Genomic DNA, 18,635 nt, shown 5'->3' on the forward strand with positions numbered 1-18,635 from the left:
ACTCTATATAACATTGAGTTGTCTTAATGCGAATATAAGTTAAATGATATATCACCACGCTCCCTTAAGTCCTTACACTAAACTACCAGATCAATGTCATCTCTATTTCATAAAACAGTTTTAAGCTTTGATTAAATGCAAAATTATTCTTGATCGAAATATTTTCATATTAAGTGACATAGCTTAAACGCGCACAAAGAATATTTTTTCTAAAATTAAATCACTTTTCTTTCACTGAATATCTAATTACAAAGATGCAATAGTTATGCGCTTTTTATTTAACAAAAATACATATTCCCCATCAACACTGGCTAAAACATGATTGTTGAAGTTTTTTTAAGAGCTTTTCTCTTATTATCATTATCTGGCGTTGGTTGGTTTCTCGGAAAAAAACTTAGCTTAAGTTCTAAAGATATTTCAGCCTTATTAGTCTATGTGATCGCTCCTTTGGTCATCTTCTATGCCATTGTGCAATCCCCTGCTGACTGGACATTCTTGAAATATTCTTTAGCAGCCTTTAGCCTGGCAACACTCATGGCTTTAGTTGGTATGCTATTTGCCAAATTATTTTTTAGAGATAGCCGAGTCAATTTATTTGGATTTGCAGCAGGAACAGGAAATACCGGATACTTTGCCCTGCCTTTGGTTTTAGCAATCTTTGATCAACAACAAATTGCCATTGCTATTTTTATTATCATTGGAGTGACCTTATATGAGTTCACTGTAGGTTATTTTATTACGGCAAATGGTGCCCTTAGTTATAAAGAAAGCCTTTTAAAAGTCGTAAAAATGCCAATCATTTATGCAGCAGCTTTGGGTATGCTATGTAAATACTTAGGCATTCAGTTTGGCGATATTTTCTTATCATTCCTCGTAAACTTCAAAGGTGCGTATAGTGTCTTAGGCATGATGACAATTGGGATTACCATATCCCAATTTGCCAAACTTGATATGGACTGGTTATTTTCATGTTTAGCAATTGCGTGGAAACACTTTATTTATCCAGTAGTCGCATTGACTCTCTTTATTTTCATCATCCCTGTTGATCAAAAAACCTTGCAGGTGATCGCCTTGATGGCTGCTACACCTATGGCAGGAAATGTAGTGATTATCGCCAATAATTTAGGTTTGCATCCTGAAAAAGCAGTAACATCCGTTATGCTCAGTACGGTATTCGCTATTATCACTGTTCCCATCTCACTTTATTTCGTGCTCAATTATATTTAGGATTAAAAAATGTCAGAACAAAATCCATTCGAACAAATCAAGAGTTTTCTAGAAAACCAGCACATCGACTTTAAAGTGATAAACCATCCTGCGGAGGGTAAAAGTGAAGAAGTGGCAAAAATTCGGGGAACTGAAGTGGGTCAGGGCGCAAAAGCACTCGTCTGCCAAATCCGTGGACAAAGCCCTTATAAATATTTATTGGTTATCTCAGCTGGAGATCGCAAAATAGATTTCAGAAAGCTTGCCGAAGCCATCAATGTCAAACGTGTTTCGATGGCAAGTATAGAAACCGTTAGTAAACTTACGGGTTGTATTCCTGGCTCTGTTCCTCCTTTTAGTTTTCATCATGATCTGACTGTAATTGCTGACCCTGATATATTTAACCGTTTTGACGAAATTGCATTTAATGCAGGATCACTAGAAAAATCAATCAAAATGAAAACTCAGGATTATTTAAAAATTGTTGAACCCAAGATTTTAAATATTATTGAATAATATTAAGGGTCGTTGTCCTAGACTACTTTGAAGTGTTTACAAGCCCTAATCCACAAAAACTAAAAAGCCCGCATAAAGCGGGCTTTTTTTGAAACCATATTACAAGCTGTAATACATATCAAATTCAACTGGGTGAGTTGTTGTATTTAAACGACGAACATCTTCACGTTTAAGTTCAACGTATGCATCAAGCATTTCTTTAGTGAATACCCCCCCCTTAAGCAAGAAGTCATGATCTGCTTCAAGAGCTTCAAGAGCCATTTCAAGGCTGTGAGCAACTGTAGGGATTTTTGCTTCTTCTTCAGGAGGTAAGTCATAAAGGTTTTTATCAGCAGCTTCACCTGGATGGATTTTATTTTGGATACCATCAAGACCAGCCATCAACAATGCCGCAAAACCTAAGTATGGGTTCATCATTGGATCTGGGAAACGTGCTTCGATACGTTTACCTTTAGGGCTAGAAACGTATGGAATACGGATAGAAGCAGAACGGTTACGTGCAGAGTAAGCAAGCATGATTGGTGCTTCGAAATGTGGAACCAAACGCTTGTACGAATTTGTAGAAGGGTTTGTAATCGCATTCAGTGCACGTGCATGTTTGATAACACCACCAATGAAGTAAAGTGCAGTTTCTGATAAACCTGCATATTCATCACCAGCAAACAGGTTTTTGCCATCTTTAGAGATAGACACATGAACATGCATACCAGAACCGTTATCACCTACCATTGGTTTAGGCATAAATGTCGCAGTTTTAGCATATTGATGTGCAACGTTCCATACAGCATATTTAAACTGTTGAACTTCGTCTGCTTTACGCACCATTGTGTTAAAGCTCACACCAATTTCTAACTGGCAAGATGCTACTTCATGGTGATGTACTTCTACACGGCCAGGTCCCATGATTTCTTCGATTTTTGCACACATTTCTGCACGCATATCCTGATGAGAATCTACAGGAGGAACTGGGAAATAACCACCTTTAACACGCGGACGGTGACCCGAGTTACCAGCTTCGTAGTCTTTACCAGTCGACCAAGCTGCTTCTTCTGCAATTAATGTATGACGAGCGCCAGACATGTCAATGTCCCATTTCACTTCATCAAATACAAAAAATTCTGGTTCTGGACCAAAGAATGCAGTATCGCCAATACCTGTAGATTTTAGGTATTCTTCGGCGCGGCGTGCGATAGAGCGTGGGTCACGTTCATAACCTTGGCCAGTAGATGGCTCGATTACGTCACAAGTCACTACAACAGTTGGTTCAGCAAAGAATGGGTCGATAAAACCTGTTTCAGCATCTGGGCGCAAGATCATGTCAGATGCTTCAATACCTTTCCAACCTGCAATTGAAGAACCATCAAACATTTTACCGTCTTCAAATGTATCTTCATCGATAGAGTCAGCAGGGTAAGTTACATGTTGCTCTTTACCCTTAGTATCAGTAAAGCGAAAATCGACCCATTTTGCGCCACTTTCTTGTATGAGTTGAAGGACCTTGTTCGCCATGCTCATTTTGCTCCAATGAATTTTTGTTGCACTTGCTCAGTGCGTGTTAGTAGTTGGTCGTTATTAAGCAATTCCCGTACCAACTTTTAAAATAAAAGCTAAAATATTGAATTCTTTATTAGAAAAAAAGCAATACTCACCTCTATTTTTCCCCTATTATACTGAGTGCTGGTTTATTTGCACCATATTCAAACATTCTCATCAGCATTTCGCTAAAAAGTCAAATTCAAGTGTATCAAATTGGTGCATAAAATTATAAAAGGGACTGTTTTGCCTGCTTATCGCGCAAAAAAATCAACTTTAATAAGATTATCTGATAGCTTTCACAAATTTTTCTGATGATCCTTATGTGAAATTGCACCAACTTTTAGCAAATAGCGAGAAGTTTATTAAAAATAAAGCATCTACGAATACAGCATCAGCATTAGGAAGAACATTATATAAAACTTTAAACGGACTTGATCATATCCGCATAAGAAAATTATTTTTATAATAGTTTTTTTAAGAAAATAAGAAATCATACAATACTTATACATAAATATTTTTTATACAATTTATAAAGAGAAGTTTTTATATATTCCCATTTTCAAGGATTTGAAGATGCAACAAGATTTACAAACACAAGATAAAGCTTTCTTTGGTCATCCCAAGCCACTCAAAAGTCTATTTTTTACAGAGCTTTGGGAGCGCTTTTCTTATTATGGGATTCGCCCTCTCCTGATTTTATATATGGCAGCTATGGTTACGAATGGTGGACTGGGCTTGGATCGACCAACTGCAGCAGCTATCGTTGGACTCTTTGCTGGCTCAATGTATCTAATGACCGTTCTTGGTGGATGGATTGCTGACAACTGGTTAGGGCAAGCCCGATCCGTATGGTATGGCTCGATTATTATTGCCTTTGGTCACTTATCCATTGCCTTAACCGCCATTTTTAGTAGTTTCTTTTTTTACTTCGGCCTGGTTCTCATCGTAATAGGATCTGGTCTATTCAAAACCTGTATTTCAGTCATGGTTGGAACATTATATAGTGCCAAAGATTCACGGCGCGATGCAGGGTTTTCAATCTTCTATATGGGGATTAATTTAGGTTCATTCATCGCTCCTCTCATTACTGGTCTGCTGATACAAAATAATGGCTGGCATTTAGGCTTTGGTATCGGAGGAATAGGGATGCTGATTGCCTTGATTGTTTTCAGATTTATTGCAGTTCCACAACTCAAAGAGTTTAATCGTTTACGTGGTGAGAATGATTCATGGAGTACTGCTGTTGTTGAAAATAAAAAAGCACCTAAAATCGCATTAGCTTTCTGCACTATTGTTGGGTTAGTTGTGACCCTGACAGCTTTAGGCATTATCCAGATCAATCCTGTTGCTGTTGTAACTTATTTAACAGTGAGCATCTGCATTGGTATCATTGTTTATTTTGCTTATCTCCTACTCTTCATGAATCTGAATAGACATGAAAAATTCCAGATCGTAATTTGCTTTATTCTGCTGATTGCTGCTGCTTTATTCTGGTCAGCATTTGAACAAAAGCCAACTTCATTTAACTTGTTTGCTCTTGATTATACTGATCGTCAAGTATTGGGTTTTGAAATTCCAGCTGTGTGGTTCCAGTCTGTAAATGCAATGTTCATCATTATTTTTGCACCAGTTGCAGCATGGTTATGGGTAAAATTAGCTAAAAAGAATAAAGATCCTGATTATATTTCCAAATTTATCATTGCCTTATTACTTGCCGCAGCAGGCTTTTTATTGATGTCATTTGCCAGTACGTCTGTGATGCATGGCAATGGGCAACTTGCCTCCCCTTGGTGGTTAATCGGAAGCCTGCTCTTGCTGACCTTGGGGGAACTGTGTTTAAGCCCTGTTGGTTTATCCACGATGACCAAGCTGGCGCCAACCGTAATCCGGGGACAAATCATGGGACTCTGGTTTACTGCATCTGCACTCGGAAATCTCATGGCAGGATTAATCGGTGGGCAAGTTCATGCAGACTCTATTGATAATCTACCTACTTTGTTTATGCGTTGTGTCATTGCTCTTGTGATTGGTGCAATTGTGTTATTTTTATTAAAAGCGCCGATTAAGAAATTAATGACGAATACAAATTCAACTGACGTAACCAAAACCAATATGGAAACCGTATGAGTGACTTAACTGTTCCAGAAAAACTTGAACAATTACGAAATCTAATGCAAAACAATGCAGTTGATGCTTATATTGTGATGAGTGCCGACCCACATATGTCAGAATACTTGCCTGATTACTGGAAAATCAGGCAGTGGCTTTCTGACTTCACAGGTTCAGTCGGGACGCTCATCGTTACGCAAGATTTTGCTGGGCTTTGGGTAGATGGACGGTATTGGGTTCAGGCTGAACAGCAGCTTCAAGGAACTGGCTTTAGTTTACAAAAACTCACCGATGATGCATCATCACATCTCGCCTGGTTAAAAAACAATCTAAAAGCGAATTCGAGCATTGTAGTAAATGGACAAACATTGTCAGTACAACAATTTAAAGCACTGGATCAAATTGCCCAATCCAATGGTTTTAAACTCAACATCCAACAAGATCTCATTAGCCAAATCTGGAAAGATAGACCGCCTCTACCTAACAAACCAATCTATCTTATGCAGGATGGATTAAATGCCTTATCCCGTAGTGAGAAAATCAAAACGATTCGGCAGATACTTGTTGAGAAAAACATTGCAGGATTATTTATTTCAGCACTGGATGATATTGCATGGATTTTAAATGCACGAGGTCAGGATGTTGAATATAACCCTGTTTTTCTGGCACACCTATATATCAACACTGAACAAGTTATTTTATTTATCAATCAGGACAAAGTAGATAGCACGACCAGAAAGCAACTACATGACGACGGCGTCAGTATTAAGGATTATGCAGAAACTGCATTATTTTTAAGTCAGACTCAAGACCAGAATGTGCAAATTGACCCTGCAAAAGTTTCGATTTTGCATGAACAAGCGATTCCCAAGCAGGTGCGGATAACTGAGGACATCAATCCAAGCACCCTATTAAAATCACGTAAACATGCCAGTGAAATTGCACATATTCGTAATGCGATGCGAAAAGATGGTGTTGCACTTTGTCATTTTTTCCACTGGTTGGAAACAGCTATAGCTCATCAGGAAAATATTTCTGAACTCACTATTGATGAAAAAATTACTTATTTTAGAGCACAGCAAGATGGCTTTATCGGTTTAAGTTTTTCTACTATAGCTGGTTTCAATGAAAATGGTGCACTACCTCATTACCGCGCAACACCAGAACACTATTCTGAAATTAAAGGTGATGGTCTATTACTGATTGATTCAGGAGGGCAATACAACGATGGAACAACTGACATTACCCGTGTCGTTCCCATCGGCACACCATCAGATGAACAAAAACGTGACTATACTCTGGTTTTAAAATGTCATATTGCTTTGGCGAAAACAATTTATCCCGAAGGTTTGGCTGCTCCATTGCTGGATGCTATTTCCCGTCATACGCTTTGGCAACAGTGTTTAGATTACCGTCATGGTACAGGTCATGGTGTCGGCTATGCGCTTAATGTCCATGAAGGACCTCAGGTTTTATCTTATTATGCGCCAATCACACCTTACTCTAAATTACGTGAAGGCATGATTATTTCCAATGAACCTGGACTTTACCACGTTGGAAAATACGGTATCCGTATTGAAAATCTGGTAGTCAATCAATTAAAAGCAAACTCAGATCAGGGCTATGGAGATTTTCTTGAATTTGAAACGCTGACACTCTGTCCAATCAATCAGGAATGTATCGTCAAAGAGATGTTAAACGCAGAAGAAAAAGCATGGTTAAATAATTACCATGCAAATGTACGCTCTAAACTTTCTCCATTTTTGCAAGGAGAAGTTTTAGAGTGGTTGATTACCAATACTGCTGAAGTTTAACTCTTTCCCCCATAGGAGTCTCATCTTAGGCTCCTATTTCTCCCGCTTATTCTAGGCTACGAACAGGCAAACACTATAAAAAAAACCATATCTTTCTATATCGAGGGAAGAATAGGAAAGATATGGTTAAAGTCTTGGCTGTTCTTTATAAAAAGAACAGTACGCATTGCGTATCTCTATGATACAAAAGCTGTTATTAAATGATTGGCATTTAAAACATAATAATTCATCAATTTACGAATTTCGCTGTTTTAATCGTCTAAGTTACTGTAAAAACACTAAAGATATACTTAAGACTTTTACAGCTCAATTTAAAAAGCTGGGTCTTAAAGCATTCGATATGAAATATTCCGAATACCTTAAGACTCAGCCAGTTTTATCCAAGTTCGATATATTTATTTTTTAGCTTGTGCATAGCGCTCATTAACTTTATTCCAGTTTACAACTGACCAGAACGATTGGATATAGTCTGCCCTACGATTCTGATATTTTAAATAATACGCATGTTCCCAAACATCAAGTGCCAATAATGGTTGTCCTTTTTCTGAGACAACATCCATCAGCGGATTGTCTTGATTTGCTGTACTGGTGATCTCCAGTTTTCCTTCAGGATTGACAATAAGCCATGCCCAACCAGAGCCAAAACGCCCTGTCGCAGCCTCAGCAAATTTTTTCTTAAAGTTATCGAGTGAGCCGAAATCCTGATTTATCTGCTTTAACAATGCGGCATTAGGTTTTCCTGTTTTTGCAGCAGGAGCCAAACTTTCCCAAAAGAAAGTATGGTTAAAATGTCCACCACCATTATTACGTACAGAAACATTATATTTTGAAATCTGTTTCTGTAAAGCAGCCAGATCAATCTTATCAAGCTCAGGGTAGTTTTTAATCTGAGCATTCAAATTATCAACATAAGCCTTATGATGCTTACCATAGTGAATTTCCATGGTTTTCTGGTCAATTGCAGGTTCTAAAGCATTCGTAGCATAAGGCAAAGGGCTTTGCTTAAAATCAGCAAAACTTGACATACTGATACCAGCGAGCAAGGTGAAACCAATTAATCCTTTCGGGAAAATTCTCATAACCACTCCAAATAATAATGATAATTCTTTTCATAAAAAATACAGAGCATCATATAGATCGTCAATTTATTGTAATAAAACACCAACATTTAAATTGAGTATATTTCACTTAAAACCAGACAAAGTGTTGCGTTATACAAACGCAAGTAAAATAAAATATTTACCCAGAAATCGATGATTTTTTGCTATCATACTCGGCACTCCAGGTTTTCCTTTTCATTTTATCAACCAATGTAACCGTGCTTGAAAAATGTATTCAGGTGATTTGTGAGCCTTGAGAAAAGTAATCTCAACTCGTCTGCACAAGCTTGTGCATAAATTTCAATTCGTTAATAGGTTAAGCTCATGCTTCTAATGATCGACAACTATGACTCGTTTACTTATAACATCGTCCAGTATTTTGGCGAGTTAAACCAAGAAGTAAAAGTAGTCCGTAATGATGCCGTGACTTTGGAGGATATTGAGCGATGGCAACCAAAATATTTGGTGATTGGTCCTGGCCCTTGCTCTCCATCTGAAGCAGGTATATCTATACCCGCAATTCAACATTTTGCAGGGAAAATTCCGTTACTTGGCGTATGTCTTGGTCATCAGGCAATAGGTCAGGCTTTTGGTGGTGATATTATCCGCGCCAAGACCGTGATGCATGGTCGTTTATCAGATATGTATCACAGTAACAAAGGGATTTTTAGCAATTTGCCTTCCCCTTTTTCAGCGACTCGCTATCACTCTTTAGTGATTGATCAAGCGACATTACCTGAATGTCTGGAAGTCACATGCTGGACCAACCAAACAGATGGCTCAATCGAAGAAATCATGGGTGTAAAACATAAGACATTACCTATTGAAGGTGTGCAATTCCATCCAGAATCCATCTTGAGTCAGTACGGTCATCAAATCTTTAAAAACTTTTTAGAAATTTACGCATAATGAATTCAGTGAAGACTATGGATATTTTACAAGCACTTAGCAATATTACTAAAAACATTCATTTGACTCAGACTCAAATGGAAGATGTCATGCGTACCATCATGAGTGGTGAAGCAACTGATGCACAAATTGGTGCATTAATGATGGGACTCCGCTTAAAAGGTGAAAGCATTGATGAAATGACAGCAGCTGCACGTGTCATGCGTGAGTTTGCAACCAAAATTGATGTTAGTGACATCCCTCATCTGATCGATATTGTCGGTACAGGTGGTGATGGTCAAAATCTGTTTAATGTTTCTACCGCATCCAGTTTTGTGATTGCAGCAGCAGGTGCCACGATTGCCAAGCATGGTAACCGAGGTGTTTCCTCTAAATCAGGCTCGTCAGATTTACTTGAAAAAGCAGGTATTAATCTAGACCTTTCCATGCATCAAACAGAACGTTGTATTCGTGAAATGGGCGTCGGTTTTTTATTTGCACCGAACCATCATAAAGCCATGAAATATGCAGCTGGTCCCCGCAAGGAACTCGGCTTTCGCAGTATCTTCAACCTTCTCGGCCCGCTTACGAATCCGGCTGGGGTGAAACGGTTTGTGATTGGTGTATTTTCCAACGAACTTTGCCGACCAATGGCTGAGGTATTAAAACAGCTCGGCGCAGAACATGTCATGGTAGTTCATTCAAAAGATGGACTCGATGAAATCAGCCTTGCATCGGCAACTTATGTTGCTGAGCTTAAAAATGGCGAAGTAACAGAGTGGATCATCAATCCAGAAGATGTTGGTATAGAATCACAGACTCTCACAGGTTTATCAGTTGATGGCTCTGAACAAAGTCTGGCACTGATCAAAGATGCTCTTGGCAAAAACAAATCAGCTATAGGTGAAAAAGCAGCCAATATGATTGCATTAAATGCTGGTGCTGGTATTTATGTTTCAGGCTTGACTAAAGACTATAAACAAGGTGTAGCTTTGGCTCATGATATTATCTATGGTGGTCAGGCTTTAGAGAAAATGAGTGTTTTATCTGAATTTACCAAGACACTCAAACAATACGGCGAAGCTTAAGGTACAGGAGTCATCATGGTTGATATTGCAAATACGATTTTAGGTAAAATCGTAGATCGTAAACACGTAGAACTGGCTTCAAGATTACAACATCGTAGCTTGAAAGATGTTGAAGAACTTGCTCAAACTGCCAGCCCTGTTCGTGGTTTTGCCAAATCATTGCTGAGTAAACGTCCTGGAGTGATTGCTGAAATAAAAAAAGCATCACCTTCCAAAGGTATTATTCGCGAGAACTTCAATCCTGCCGAAATTGCTGCTCAATATGAAAAAGCAGGTGCAGCCTGTTTATCAGTTTTAACAGATACCGATTTTTTTCAGGGAGCAGATGAAAACATTGCTATTGCACGTCAGCATTGTAGCTTGCCTGCCCTCCGTAAAGATTTTTTGATTGATCCTTATAACGTAGTTGAAGCACGTGCTTTAGAAGCAGATTGTATTTTATTGATTGTCGCATCTCTTTCCGATATGCAACTTGAAGAAATGTCTAAAACGGCATTTGAATACAAGCTGGACGTTTTAGTTGAAGTTCACGATGAAAAAGAACTTGAACGTGCATTAAAACTTTCAGACAAATGTTTATTAGGTGTCAACAACCGTAATTTGAAAACATTCGAAGTTGATTTAAACAATACACTTCGTTTAAAAAAATTATTGGATCCATCACGTTTACTGGTTACTGAAAGTGGTATTTCAACACCTGAAGATGTCAAAATGATGCAAGAACATGACATTCATGCATTTCTGGTGGGTGAAAGCTTTATGAAACAGCCTCATCCAGATCAGGCCTTTACTGCACTCTTTGGGCATCCTGAAACTATTTAACTTTTTTCAATACTTTTAGCCTTTGTATTCTCGCGATCACGGATACAAAGGTTAAAATTGAAAAATCCCATAATTCTATTCAATTATATATGTTATGAGCAATCAAGATTCCTCTCTTTCAAAAGAGCAGCAAAATCTTTTGAAAGCATTCAAAAAGCAAATCACTCATCCTCATTCATCTAAAATCGAAGCTCAAACTGTAGAAAAAAAACCACAGGTGGCAGAAATTAAGGAAGATGATGATGCCGATCTGTTCAAAAAAGCCTTACAAGGAGTGAAACAGCTAGACAATAGCAATATTGCCAAGCTTGAGAAATCTCGAATAGCCAAACCTGATGCAAAAGTTTTGGCAAAGCGTGCAGCAGCAGAAGGTCCTCGTGAAACTGATGATGCAGAACTTTCAGATACACAAGCCATGCTCAATCCAGTTGCAAGTCAGGCTACGCTCAGCTATCGCATCGCAACATTACAACATAAAGTTTTCGAAGATTTAAAAGCAGGAAATCTACGCTGGTTTGAAGCAGTTGACCTACATGGTTGTACTGTTGAAGAAGCTCGTATTGCTGTTTTACAGATTATTCAAATGGCAAAAGATGAAAATCAGAATGTTATAAAAATTGTGCATGGCAAAGGGCCAGAAGCAATTTTAAAAACTTATGTGAATGGCTGGTTGCGCCAACATCGTGATGTTTTGGCCTTTGTAAGCGCTCCAGAAAATCAAGGGGGAACTGGTGCCGTTTTAGTATTATTAAAACGTGCTGAAAAGAACCCTAAATTTAAACAATAATCTCCTAACAATGACGGCAATCAGTGAGTTTACGATTCTTGGTTGTTTTCTGATACAATGCCGTCCTTGTTCAAGCAGTGTAAGTGAACACGTTCTATGTCTATGCAGCAATCCTACGCAAATATTTTAACCGCTGTTGGTGAGGATCTTGATCGTCCTGGCCTCAAAGATACGCCTATGCGTGCTGCTAAAGCTTTTTCGTATTTAACCTCTGGTTATAGTAAAACGTTGGAAGAGGTTACCAATAATGCGGTCTTCCCTTCTGATAACCGTGAAATGGTTTTAGTTAAAAACATCGAGTTCTATTCTCTATGTGAGCATCATTTACTACCCTTTTATGGTCGTGTACATATTGCCTATTTGCCGGAAGGTAATGTTCTAGGGCTATCCAAATTTGCCCGTATCACTGAAATGTTTGCTCGTCGCTTACAAATTCAAGAAAACCTAACACAGCAAATTGCTGAAGCGGTAGCTGAGGTGACCAAAGCAAGAGGTGTAGCTGTTGTGATTGACTCTGCACATATGTGTATGATGATGCGTGGGGTAAGCAAACAGGAATCGACTACCCGTACAGTATCATTCGTAGGTGATTTTAAAACAGATAAAGATGCACGACGTGAGTTTTTACTCGCAGTACCAGAAGCCCACTAAGTAAATTTAAGCCCCGAATTCTCGGGGCTTTTTATACCTAAGATAAAATTATATTTTGATCACTCAAAAATACACCTGATATTACTAAAACTTTAATAAAGTAACTTTCTTCAATTAAAATTCAATTCCTCTATCTTGCAAATATTTTAGGCAATCCTGTATTTCAGCATCAAAACAATGGCTTAAGTCTATGCGTTCATCTTTCATAAAAATCAACAAGAAATACACCCATTCACTATCATTTATCTTAATTGCTTGATCAATGGTTCTCGAAAATGCAGGCTTTAAAATTTCAATATCCATTTCTGCTAAATAGGCATATAACACTCTACTTCCCTGCCAGTTTAAATCCATAAAACCCTCAAGTAGCCGATCTATATTTTCTTCTATTAATTTCTTTGAAAGATATGGAAGCATCATGGCAATGTTTTCCCATTGATGACCACTTTTAGGTTCAATTAAACTGGAAAACTCTAAAGATTTATCTTTAAGTTTTTTCTTAATAACAAAAGCAAGATCAATTAAAGAATGAATGTATAGAGAATCTTCATCCAAAAGTCGCTTTATTTCAACGATATCATTTCCTGTCATTATTCATTCTTTCAATATTTTCTATGTAAAATAAATTTTTATAATACTCTGAATAAAATTCACTTAAATCTTCCACATTCTCATTTTTCTTTTTTATTAAAGTCATATCATTAATGATAACTCTATTTTTAGTCCAATAAAAATAACTGAGAGTTCATCTCTACATACACTATATTGTTATGCCAAAGTCAGTCATAGTTTTTTCTCCTCACCAAGGAAGCTGAATATATAATATATTCAGCTTCCAGCTATTTATAATCCAACTTACGTCTAAACCAGATCCTAAATAGACTTATTTACAGATAAAAACAATGTTTTACTTTTGTTTTTTAAGCTCTTTTTTCAATTGCTTCAATTTACCTTGATGCTTTGAAATTTTCTTGAGACGAGCTTTAATCTGTTTTTTCAACGTCTTGACTTGTTTAGACATTATCTTACTCCTTAGTAGAATTCTCCGAAACTTTATGTCGTTTGACAAAGGAACGGATAAATTTTCTCAGTTCGCGAGCAGCACTTGTATCAAGTTCTTCACATAACTGGATGAACTCATCACGATCAGCACTATTTATCCGGATTAAGAGCTGACCATCCTTTTTGCCAGTTTTAGATTTTTTGGTCTGCTCTATCATGATTGTTGCTCCCAAAAAATAACTGCCAAAAAACAAAGTGTATATACAATATATATACATCCAAATATAAAGCAAGCCATTTATGGATATATCCGCAAACTGAAACAAAGTGAAATATTTAAGACACAAAACCATTAAAATTTTAACAAATTCAAAATTATGAAATGCATATATTCATTTAAACTGAAATCACCTTTAAAAAATTGACTGTCCACAATAATGAAAAAAATCCTCCTTACTTCTTTACTCCTTATTAATAGTTACACATTCGCTGATGCACTCAATGTAACACAGCAAAAGGATGTGCAACACGTGATTGACTTATTTAAAAAAAGAGATATTTCGGAAATCGCCCAGAGTGTCAATTACCCTTTAAAACGTGAACAGCCAGTTCCAGACATTAAGAATGCAACCGAAATGAAAGCACGATTTAATCAGGTTTTTGATCGTAAATTGAGTCAACAAATTGCCAATTCAAAGTTATCACAATGGCAAAGTATGGGCTGGCGTGGTGTTATGCTAGATGATGGCATAATCTGGCTCGATGGGAACAAAATTACAGCAGTAAATTATAGTAGCCTTGCTGAACAACAGCTTAAAAAGCAACTTATCTCAGGACAAAAACAGAAACTGTATCCAGCTTTAAAAAATTTCAAAACACCAGAGTTTCAATTTAAAACTGCAAAATTTTTAGTTCGAATTGATGCAATGTCTAACGGCACATATCGCTATGCATCATGGGCTGAAAAACAATCCCAAACGGATAAGCCAGACCTAATTTTAAATAATGGTACTCTAGTCATGGACGGTTCAGGTGGCAATCATCACTATGTTTTTAAATCTGGCAATTATCAATACATTGTTTATCGAAATTTGCCTGGTACTATAAATACCCCTGAAATTTCACTTGAAGTGTCAAAAAATTCTAAACAGATTTTAAAACAAAATGGGCAAATTATTAAATAATACTATTCAAACAAATTTGTTTAATCCATAACTTGTTGTTAATATTATTGAATTAATAAAACACCTTAACAGAGGTTTGGATGTTATTGGAGCTGGTATTCATCAGATAATCAAACTCACATTCTGAGTTTGGTTGTCAATGTCGAACAACTAAAGACAGGTATTTTTACGCCTGTGTGTTTTACATATTGATGATAGGTTCTAAAATTGAATATCTCCAAACTCGAACAACGCACGCTACATGTTTTGGCCAAAGGTGGTCACATTGCATATAAACGTGATGCTTCTGGCTCAGTCTATTTTGTAGAGTGTTATACTCGTGAAGGCTTTGTACTCTCAGACTGCACTTTAGAAACATTCAAAAAACTTAAAAATAAAAGATTGATTCATTCTAAAAACAGTCAACCTTATCAAATTACAATCGCAGGACTCAAAGCTGTACGTCCTCAACTGGACAATCGATAAATTAAAAGCTATAGATAAACAGAAGAGAATATAAACATGAATGTATTAATACGAAAAGAGAAAGCTGAGGATATTGATGATATTTTCAAGCTGATAGAAACTGCATTTCAAAATCAACCTTATGCAACTCATACCGAACAGTTTATTGTAAATGCGCTTCGGGCTTCAGGTGAATTGACCTTATCATTAGTTGCAACTGAACAGCAAAAAATTATTGGTCAAGTTGCTATATCACCTGTAACAATTTCATCTGGAGCTACAGATTGGTATGGGCTTGGGCCTATTTCTGTTTTGCCTGAAAGACAGCATCAAGGTATCGGCTCTCTTCTTATGCAAGCTGCGTTAAATAAACTTAAACAGATCAATGCTCAAGGATGCATTTTGGTTGGTGATCCAGCCTTTTATCATCGTTTTGGATTTCATACGTGCCCAGATTTGCACTATCCGAATATCGCTCAGGAGTATGTTCAAGTTGCAAGTTTTACTGAAGCCTTACCCAAAGGTGTAGTCATGTTTAGTGAAGCATTTAACGCTACTGAATAAATCATCTAGAAATAATGAACATAGCCAAGAGAGGTATTCATCCAGTCTTGGCTTTTTTGCTCTTGGTAATACCATTTCAAACGTAAAGAATTCTGCTGATTGATCGCATAATTGATTTGAGTATTTAAACGGAATTGCCATGCTTTGGCATCTTCCCAATAAGGTAATTCTGCTTGTAATAAAGTATTTATGTGATCTGACCAGATATTCTGACAGCCTAATGTTGGTCCAAAACCTACACGCCATCCTTTATCCAAAGCATGACCAGCTTGCACATAAGTTTGCGCTTCTACATAACATAAGTTTTTTCGATCATCATCTGCCCAGGTATAGCCAGACTGTGCTTTAAAACTCAGCACACCATGCTGATCATCTTTACTGAAGTGTCCCTGTTTTAAAGCCTCTTGTTGCCATGCAAAGTTGAACCCCCAGGTTAAAGGCGTCTTAAAGGGTGTAATCGGGTTAAAGGAATTCACCGATAAAATATCAATGTGTTCAACTTTTAGTTTGTCATCACGCCATTGGATGGCTCCATCTAAAAACTGAAGCTGGGTTCCAGTTCTATAGCCACCTTGCGGATCAATAAGATCATGATAGGCTTGTCGGGTACCGATTTGCACAAAAGTGTCCCCTTGAACCGTGCCTATATCTACAGACCAGTTTCTGGCATTATGCCCTTGTGTCGGGTCAAGTTTAGGACGTAGAGGTTCTTGGCGTTGTTTTTCTAAACTGATTTGACTACGTAGACCCAGTAATTGTCTAAAACGAGGTTGAGCAAATTCAGCATCGACTTTATGCGCTACAAACTGTAAATACAGGTCATCATAAGCCATCTCTAAGATCTTGGCTTGATCTGGTTGCTGATATTCTTTAAGCAAATCGGGCATTTTAGAAATATCGGCAAAAGCAACCTTATGTGCCTGTTTTGCCAAAGCATGCCCATGCTGTTTTGCTTGAGAAAGTAATTGTGTTTCTAAAGCTGGACGATACACCGTATTTTTAATTAAAGCATTTTGATCAATCGTTTTTATGGTTTGCATGGGAATCGAAGCATACTTAAATTGGGATGCCAAATTTAAATCGGGGCGTACCAAGTCCATCAAACCTAATAAGCGATAAGCACAATTATCACTAATAAAATAATAAGGGAAGCTGACTTTTTGCATTTCCCACATATGCTTGATCAGAAAAGCTGTTTCTTCTGGTGATAGATTTAATTCATACTCCCATAAATCCCGACTTTCAAAATCACCATATTCTTTAACCTTTCGATAATATGGCATAAGTGAATATTCACCAGGATATTGTCCTGTTAAACCTTTCCAGGCATATGACCAATTATCATTTCCTGTTACTGTCGCTGCGTAATTAATTGCATAGGAAACTAAATTAAGCTGTGCCTGATCTTTAGGGTCTAATCTCAGTAAGGTATGCCCAAACATTGAGCTTGGATTTCCCATAAAATCAGTTGCATAAATCAATGTAGCTTTATAAGGTCTAATCTGGGCAAACCACTGATCAAATTCAGGGCACTCAACATATGGTAATTGATTTTTTTGAATATTTAACTGTTTAATCAGCCACTCACTTCTTGCAGGGAAACGACAACGAATAGAATGGTTAGGCTCAGCATTAGAAAAAAGTGCATTAATGTCAGCTTGTAATTCTGATTTTAGATTTCTTGCCCCATCTTTGGCATAAAAATAACCTTTGTATGTCACCTCGCTATGCTGTTTCTCAACATAAAGTAGACGTTTCCAAGTGATCTTTTCTGAAAGCTTTTTCTGCTCGGATATCTCAATATATTTTTGTAGCACTTCTGATTCAGCAAAAGCCGAATAAGGCAAAAGAGCTACGAGATAGACCAAACCCAATCCAATATACTTCATCTAAGCCATCAATATAATTTGAATAATAAAAAATGAACTCCTGTTCATATGACAGGAGTTCAATTGACTTGATTATACGTATGCTTTAAGAACACTATCTTTTGCCATAACACCTTGTAGAGTTGATAAAACCTGCAATGTATTTTGATTTTCAGCAGAATAAATTGTAGAGAAGTTCTGTTTTGTCACTGCGAAGAAATGTGCTTTATCTGCTGCCTTGATATTCATCAGTTCAGCAAGGACATTTAAACTTTCACCCTGACCAACTGACATATCACGTGCCAGTGATTCTGAGTTTTCATTTGTAAATTGAACAACTTGAGCTGTTACAGTCCCACCTTGATGACAGCCTAAAGTACCAAATGTAATACCTAACATCTGGTTAGTTAAAATACCATTTGTTGTTGCGGCAAGAATCTTAGGCACGACACCTGACTTTCCAGCCCAGACTTGAGAACCAATACCACAACCAACGTCTCGGTCAGCCATAGCATAACTTGAGCCTGCAGCAAGCACAGTGGCTAATACGATTTTCTTTAACATGAGAAAACTCCAAGTATTATAAGAATGTTGTTATATCCCTTTGTGTAACGAAACATTACACCACGCTAGATTTAGCATAGTTTTAGTCAATATTAAACAAAAATGTAATATTTATTATAAATGATAGATAAATCAATCTGCTATTTTAAAACCCACTCACCATTTTTATGGCGATGTCCCAATATTTTAAGTAGGCTTTGTTGCACAAAGATTTGAAATGCAAAGCGCCCCTAATTGAGCCAAATTTAAGGCGTAACTTGGGTAAGTGGTCGACCTAATTCCGTAAATCTGTTAAGGACTGCTACACGTGCATGGATCTCATTCACTTGGCTATCAAAACTCCTTGCACTGAGTTTATCTCCTAATAATTTGATGCAATGCATCTTAGTTTCAACCAAACTTCGCCGATGATAGCCTGACCATTTTTTCCATAGTGTCCTGCCTAAACGTTTAATTGTTCGAAGTAATTCATTTCGCTCTAGCGAGCTACTC

General features: G+C 37.3%; 19 protein-coding genes. 12 read left to right on the forward strand and 7 right to left on the reverse strand.

Annotation, left to right across the window (positions count from 1 at the left end):
* Positions 1-318 precede the first annotated feature (318 nt).
* Together KPC_RS08290 and KPC_RS08295 are read left to right on the forward strand one after the other, a co-directional pair.
* Positions 319-1,227 carry an AEC family transporter gene (locus tag KPC_RS08290; RefSeq protein ID WP_121973914.1) on the forward strand — a complete coding sequence of 303 codons (909 nt, stop codon included), beginning with the start codon at positions 319-321 and terminating at the stop codon, positions 1,225-1,227.
* Positions 1,228-1,236: 9 nt separating this feature from the next.
* The gene (locus tag KPC_RS08295) at positions 1,237-1,722 is read left to right on the forward strand and encodes a YbaK/EbsC family protein (RefSeq protein ID WP_121973915.1); all 486 of its coding nucleotides are present in this window, start codon (positions 1,237-1,239) and stop codon (positions 1,720-1,722) included.
* A 99-nt stretch (positions 1,723-1,821) separates the two neighbouring features.
* On the opposite strand, the gene glnA is transcribed toward KPC_RS08295, so the two are convergent.
* On the reverse strand, positions 1,822-3,237 hold the full coding sequence (gene glnA / locus KPC_RS08300) for a type I glutamate--ammonia ligase (RefSeq protein ID WP_171334448.1): 1,416 nt from the start codon (positions 3,235-3,237) through the stop codon (positions 1,822-1,824).
* Positions 3,238-3,813: 576 nt separating this feature from the next.
* Here glnA and KPC_RS08305 point away from each other — a divergent pair.
* A complete protein-coding gene (locus KPC_RS08305) occupies positions 3,814-5,385 on the forward strand; it encodes a peptide MFS transporter (protein WP_121973917.1) in 1,572 nt (523 codons plus the stop codon).
* Positions 5,382-7,181 (forward strand): aminopeptidase P family protein, encoded by a 1,800-nt coding sequence (locus KPC_RS08310; RefSeq protein WP_121973918.1) that lies wholly within the window; start codon positions 5,382-5,384, stop codon positions 7,179-7,181. Before KPC_RS08305 ends, KPC_RS08310 begins: the two co-directional genes overlap by 4 nt.
* Before the next feature lie 395 nt (positions 7,182-7,576).
* Here KPC_RS08310 and KPC_RS08320 read toward each other — a convergent pair whose 3' ends face one another.
* The gene (locus KPC_RS08320) at positions 7,577-8,260 is read right to left on the reverse strand and encodes a superoxide dismutase (RefSeq protein ID WP_121973920.1); all 684 of its coding nucleotides are present in this window, start codon (positions 8,258-8,260) and stop codon (positions 7,577-7,579) included.
* Positions 8,261-8,605: 345 nt separating this feature from the next.
* Here KPC_RS08320 and KPC_RS08325 point away from each other — a divergent pair, with 345 nt between their 5' ends.
* From KPC_RS08325 to folE, 5 genes are all read left to right on the forward strand, one after another.
* Positions 8,606-9,190 carry an anthranilate synthase component II gene (locus tag KPC_RS08325; RefSeq protein ID WP_121973921.1) on the forward strand — a complete coding sequence of 195 codons (585 nt, stop codon included), beginning with the start codon at positions 8,606-8,608 and terminating at the stop codon, positions 9,188-9,190.
* Between the two features lie 17 nt (positions 9,191-9,207).
* Positions 9,208-10,257: an anthranilate phosphoribosyltransferase gene (gene trpD, locus KPC_RS08330; RefSeq protein ID WP_121973922.1), complete on the forward strand. Its 1,050-nt coding sequence runs from the start codon at positions 9,208-9,210 to the stop codon at positions 10,255-10,257.
* Positions 10,258-10,272: 15 nt separating this feature from the next.
* Entirely contained in the window at positions 10,273-11,079 is an 807-nt protein-coding gene (trpC, locus tag KPC_RS08335; protein ID WP_121973923.1) for an indole-3-glycerol phosphate synthase TrpC, read from the forward strand.
* A gap of 94 nt (positions 11,080-11,173) precedes the next feature.
* Positions 11,174-11,866, forward strand: coding sequence for a Smr/MutS family protein (locus tag KPC_RS08340; RefSeq protein WP_121973924.1), 693 nt, complete (start codon positions 11,174-11,176; stop codon positions 11,864-11,866).
* A gap of 102 nt (positions 11,867-11,968) precedes the next feature.
* The gene (folE, locus tag KPC_RS08345) at positions 11,969-12,517 is read left to right on the forward strand and encodes a GTP cyclohydrolase I FolE (RefSeq protein WP_171334450.1); all 549 of its coding nucleotides are present in this window, start codon (positions 11,969-11,971) and stop codon (positions 12,515-12,517) included.
* Between the two features lie 114 nt (positions 12,518-12,631).
* Here the strand turns inward: folE and KPC_RS08350 are convergent, their stop codons facing one another.
* Together KPC_RS08350 and KPC_RS08355 are read right to left on the reverse strand one after the other, a co-directional pair.
* Positions 12,632-13,108: a hypothetical protein gene (locus tag KPC_RS08350; protein ID WP_121973926.1), complete on the reverse strand. Its 477-nt coding sequence runs from the start codon at positions 13,106-13,108 to the stop codon at positions 12,632-12,634.
* A gap of 434 nt (positions 13,109-13,542) precedes the next feature.
* Entirely contained in the window at positions 13,543-13,737 is a 195-nt protein-coding gene (locus KPC_RS08355; RefSeq protein WP_121973927.1) for a hypothetical protein, read from the reverse strand.
* Between the two features lie 219 nt (positions 13,738-13,956).
* Between KPC_RS08355 and KPC_RS08360 the strand changes: the two genes are divergently transcribed.
* The 3 genes from KPC_RS08360 (at position 13,957) to KPC_RS08370 (ending at position 15,711) form a co-directional block, all read left to right on the forward strand.
* On the forward strand, positions 13,957-14,703 hold the full coding sequence (locus KPC_RS08360; RefSeq protein WP_121973928.1) for a hypothetical protein: 747 nt from the start codon (positions 13,957-13,959) through the stop codon (positions 14,701-14,703).
* 207 nt (positions 14,704-14,910) lie between these two features.
* On the forward strand, positions 14,911-15,168 hold the full coding sequence (locus KPC_RS08365; RefSeq protein ID WP_121973929.1) for a YjhX family toxin: 258 nt from the start codon (positions 14,911-14,913) through the stop codon (positions 15,166-15,168).
* A gap of 36 nt (positions 15,169-15,204) precedes the next feature.
* The gene (locus tag KPC_RS08370; protein WP_121973930.1) at positions 15,205-15,711 is read left to right on the forward strand and encodes a GNAT family N-acetyltransferase; all 507 of its coding nucleotides are present in this window, start codon (positions 15,205-15,207) and stop codon (positions 15,709-15,711) included.
* A 5-nt stretch (positions 15,712-15,716) separates the two neighbouring features.
* Here the strand turns inward: KPC_RS08370 and KPC_RS08375 are convergent, their stop codons facing one another.
* From KPC_RS08375 to KPC_RS08385, 3 genes are all read right to left on the reverse strand, one after another.
* Complete coding sequence (locus KPC_RS08375; RefSeq protein WP_121973931.1) at positions 15,717-17,600, reverse strand: Lnb N-terminal periplasmic domain-containing protein; 1,884 nt, start codon at positions 17,598-17,600, stop codon at positions 15,717-15,719.
* A gap of 72 nt (positions 17,601-17,672) precedes the next feature.
* On the reverse strand, positions 17,673-18,143 hold the full coding sequence (locus KPC_RS08380; protein WP_121973932.1) for a DUF3015 family protein: 471 nt from the start codon (positions 18,141-18,143) through the stop codon (positions 17,673-17,675).
* 245 nt (positions 18,144-18,388) lie between these two features.
* A partial coding sequence (locus tag KPC_RS08385) for a transposase (RefSeq protein WP_141730357.1) occupies positions 18,389-18,635 on the reverse strand: 247 nt, incomplete at its 5' end.

This window comes from Acinetobacter stercoris (assembly GCF_900323515.1).
GTDB lineage: Bacteria > Pseudomonadota > Gammaproteobacteria > Pseudomonadales > Moraxellaceae > Acinetobacter > Acinetobacter stercoris.

Bases quoted from the DNA above. Each gene is read 5' to 3' on its own strand.
- trpC (WP_121973923.1), top strand. From the start codon at position 10,273: ATGGTTGATATTGCAAATACGATTTTAGGTAAAATCGTAGATCGTAAA.
- KPC_RS08375 (WP_121973931.1), bottom strand. From the start codon at position 17,600: ATGAAGTATATTGGATTGGGTTTGGTCTATCTCGTAGCTCTTTTGCCT.
- folE (WP_171334450.1), top strand. From the start codon at position 11,969: ATGCAGCAATCCTACGCAAATATTTTAACCGCTGTTGGTGAGGATCTT.
- KPC_RS08295 (WP_121973915.1), top strand. From the start codon at position 1,237: ATGTCAGAACAAAATCCATTCGAACAAATCAAGAGTTTTCTAGAAAAC.
- KPC_RS08340 (WP_121973924.1), top strand. From the start codon at position 11,174: ATGAGCAATCAAGATTCCTCTCTTTCAAAAGAGCAGCAAAATCTTTTG.
- KPC_RS08350 (WP_121973926.1), bottom strand. From the start codon at position 13,108: ATGACAGGAAATGATATCGTTGAAATAAAGCGACTTTTGGATGAAGAT.
- KPC_RS08370 (WP_121973930.1), top strand. From the start codon at position 15,205: ATGAATGTATTAATACGAAAAGAGAAAGCTGAGGATATTGATGATATT.
- KPC_RS08380 (WP_121973932.1), bottom strand. From the start codon at position 18,143: ATGTTAAAGAAAATCGTATTAGCCACTGTGCTTGCTGCAGGCTCAAGT.
- KPC_RS08320 (WP_121973920.1), bottom strand. From the start codon at position 8,260: ATGAGAATTTTCCCGAAAGGATTAATTGGTTTCACCTTGCTCGCTGGT.
- KPC_RS08290 (WP_121973914.1), top strand. From the start codon at position 319: ATGATTGTTGAAGTTTTTTTAAGAGCTTTTCTCTTATTATCATTATCT.
- KPC_RS08310 (WP_121973918.1), top strand. From the start codon at position 5,382: ATGAGTGACTTAACTGTTCCAGAAAAACTTGAACAATTACGAAATCTA.
- KPC_RS08325 (WP_121973921.1), top strand. From the start codon at position 8,606: ATGCTTCTAATGATCGACAACTATGACTCGTTTACTTATAACATCGTC.
- trpD (WP_121973922.1), top strand. From the start codon at position 9,208: ATGGATATTTTACAAGCACTTAGCAATATTACTAAAAACATTCATTTG.
- glnA (WP_171334448.1), bottom strand. From the start codon at position 3,237: ATGAGCATGGCGAACAAGGTCCTTCAACTCATACAAGAAAGTGGCGCA.
- KPC_RS08355 (WP_121973927.1), bottom strand. From the start codon at position 13,737: ATGATAGAGCAGACCAAAAAATCTAAAACTGGCAAAAAGGATGGTCAG.
- KPC_RS08360 (WP_121973928.1), top strand. From the start codon at position 13,957: ATGAAAAAAATCCTCCTTACTTCTTTACTCCTTATTAATAGTTACACA.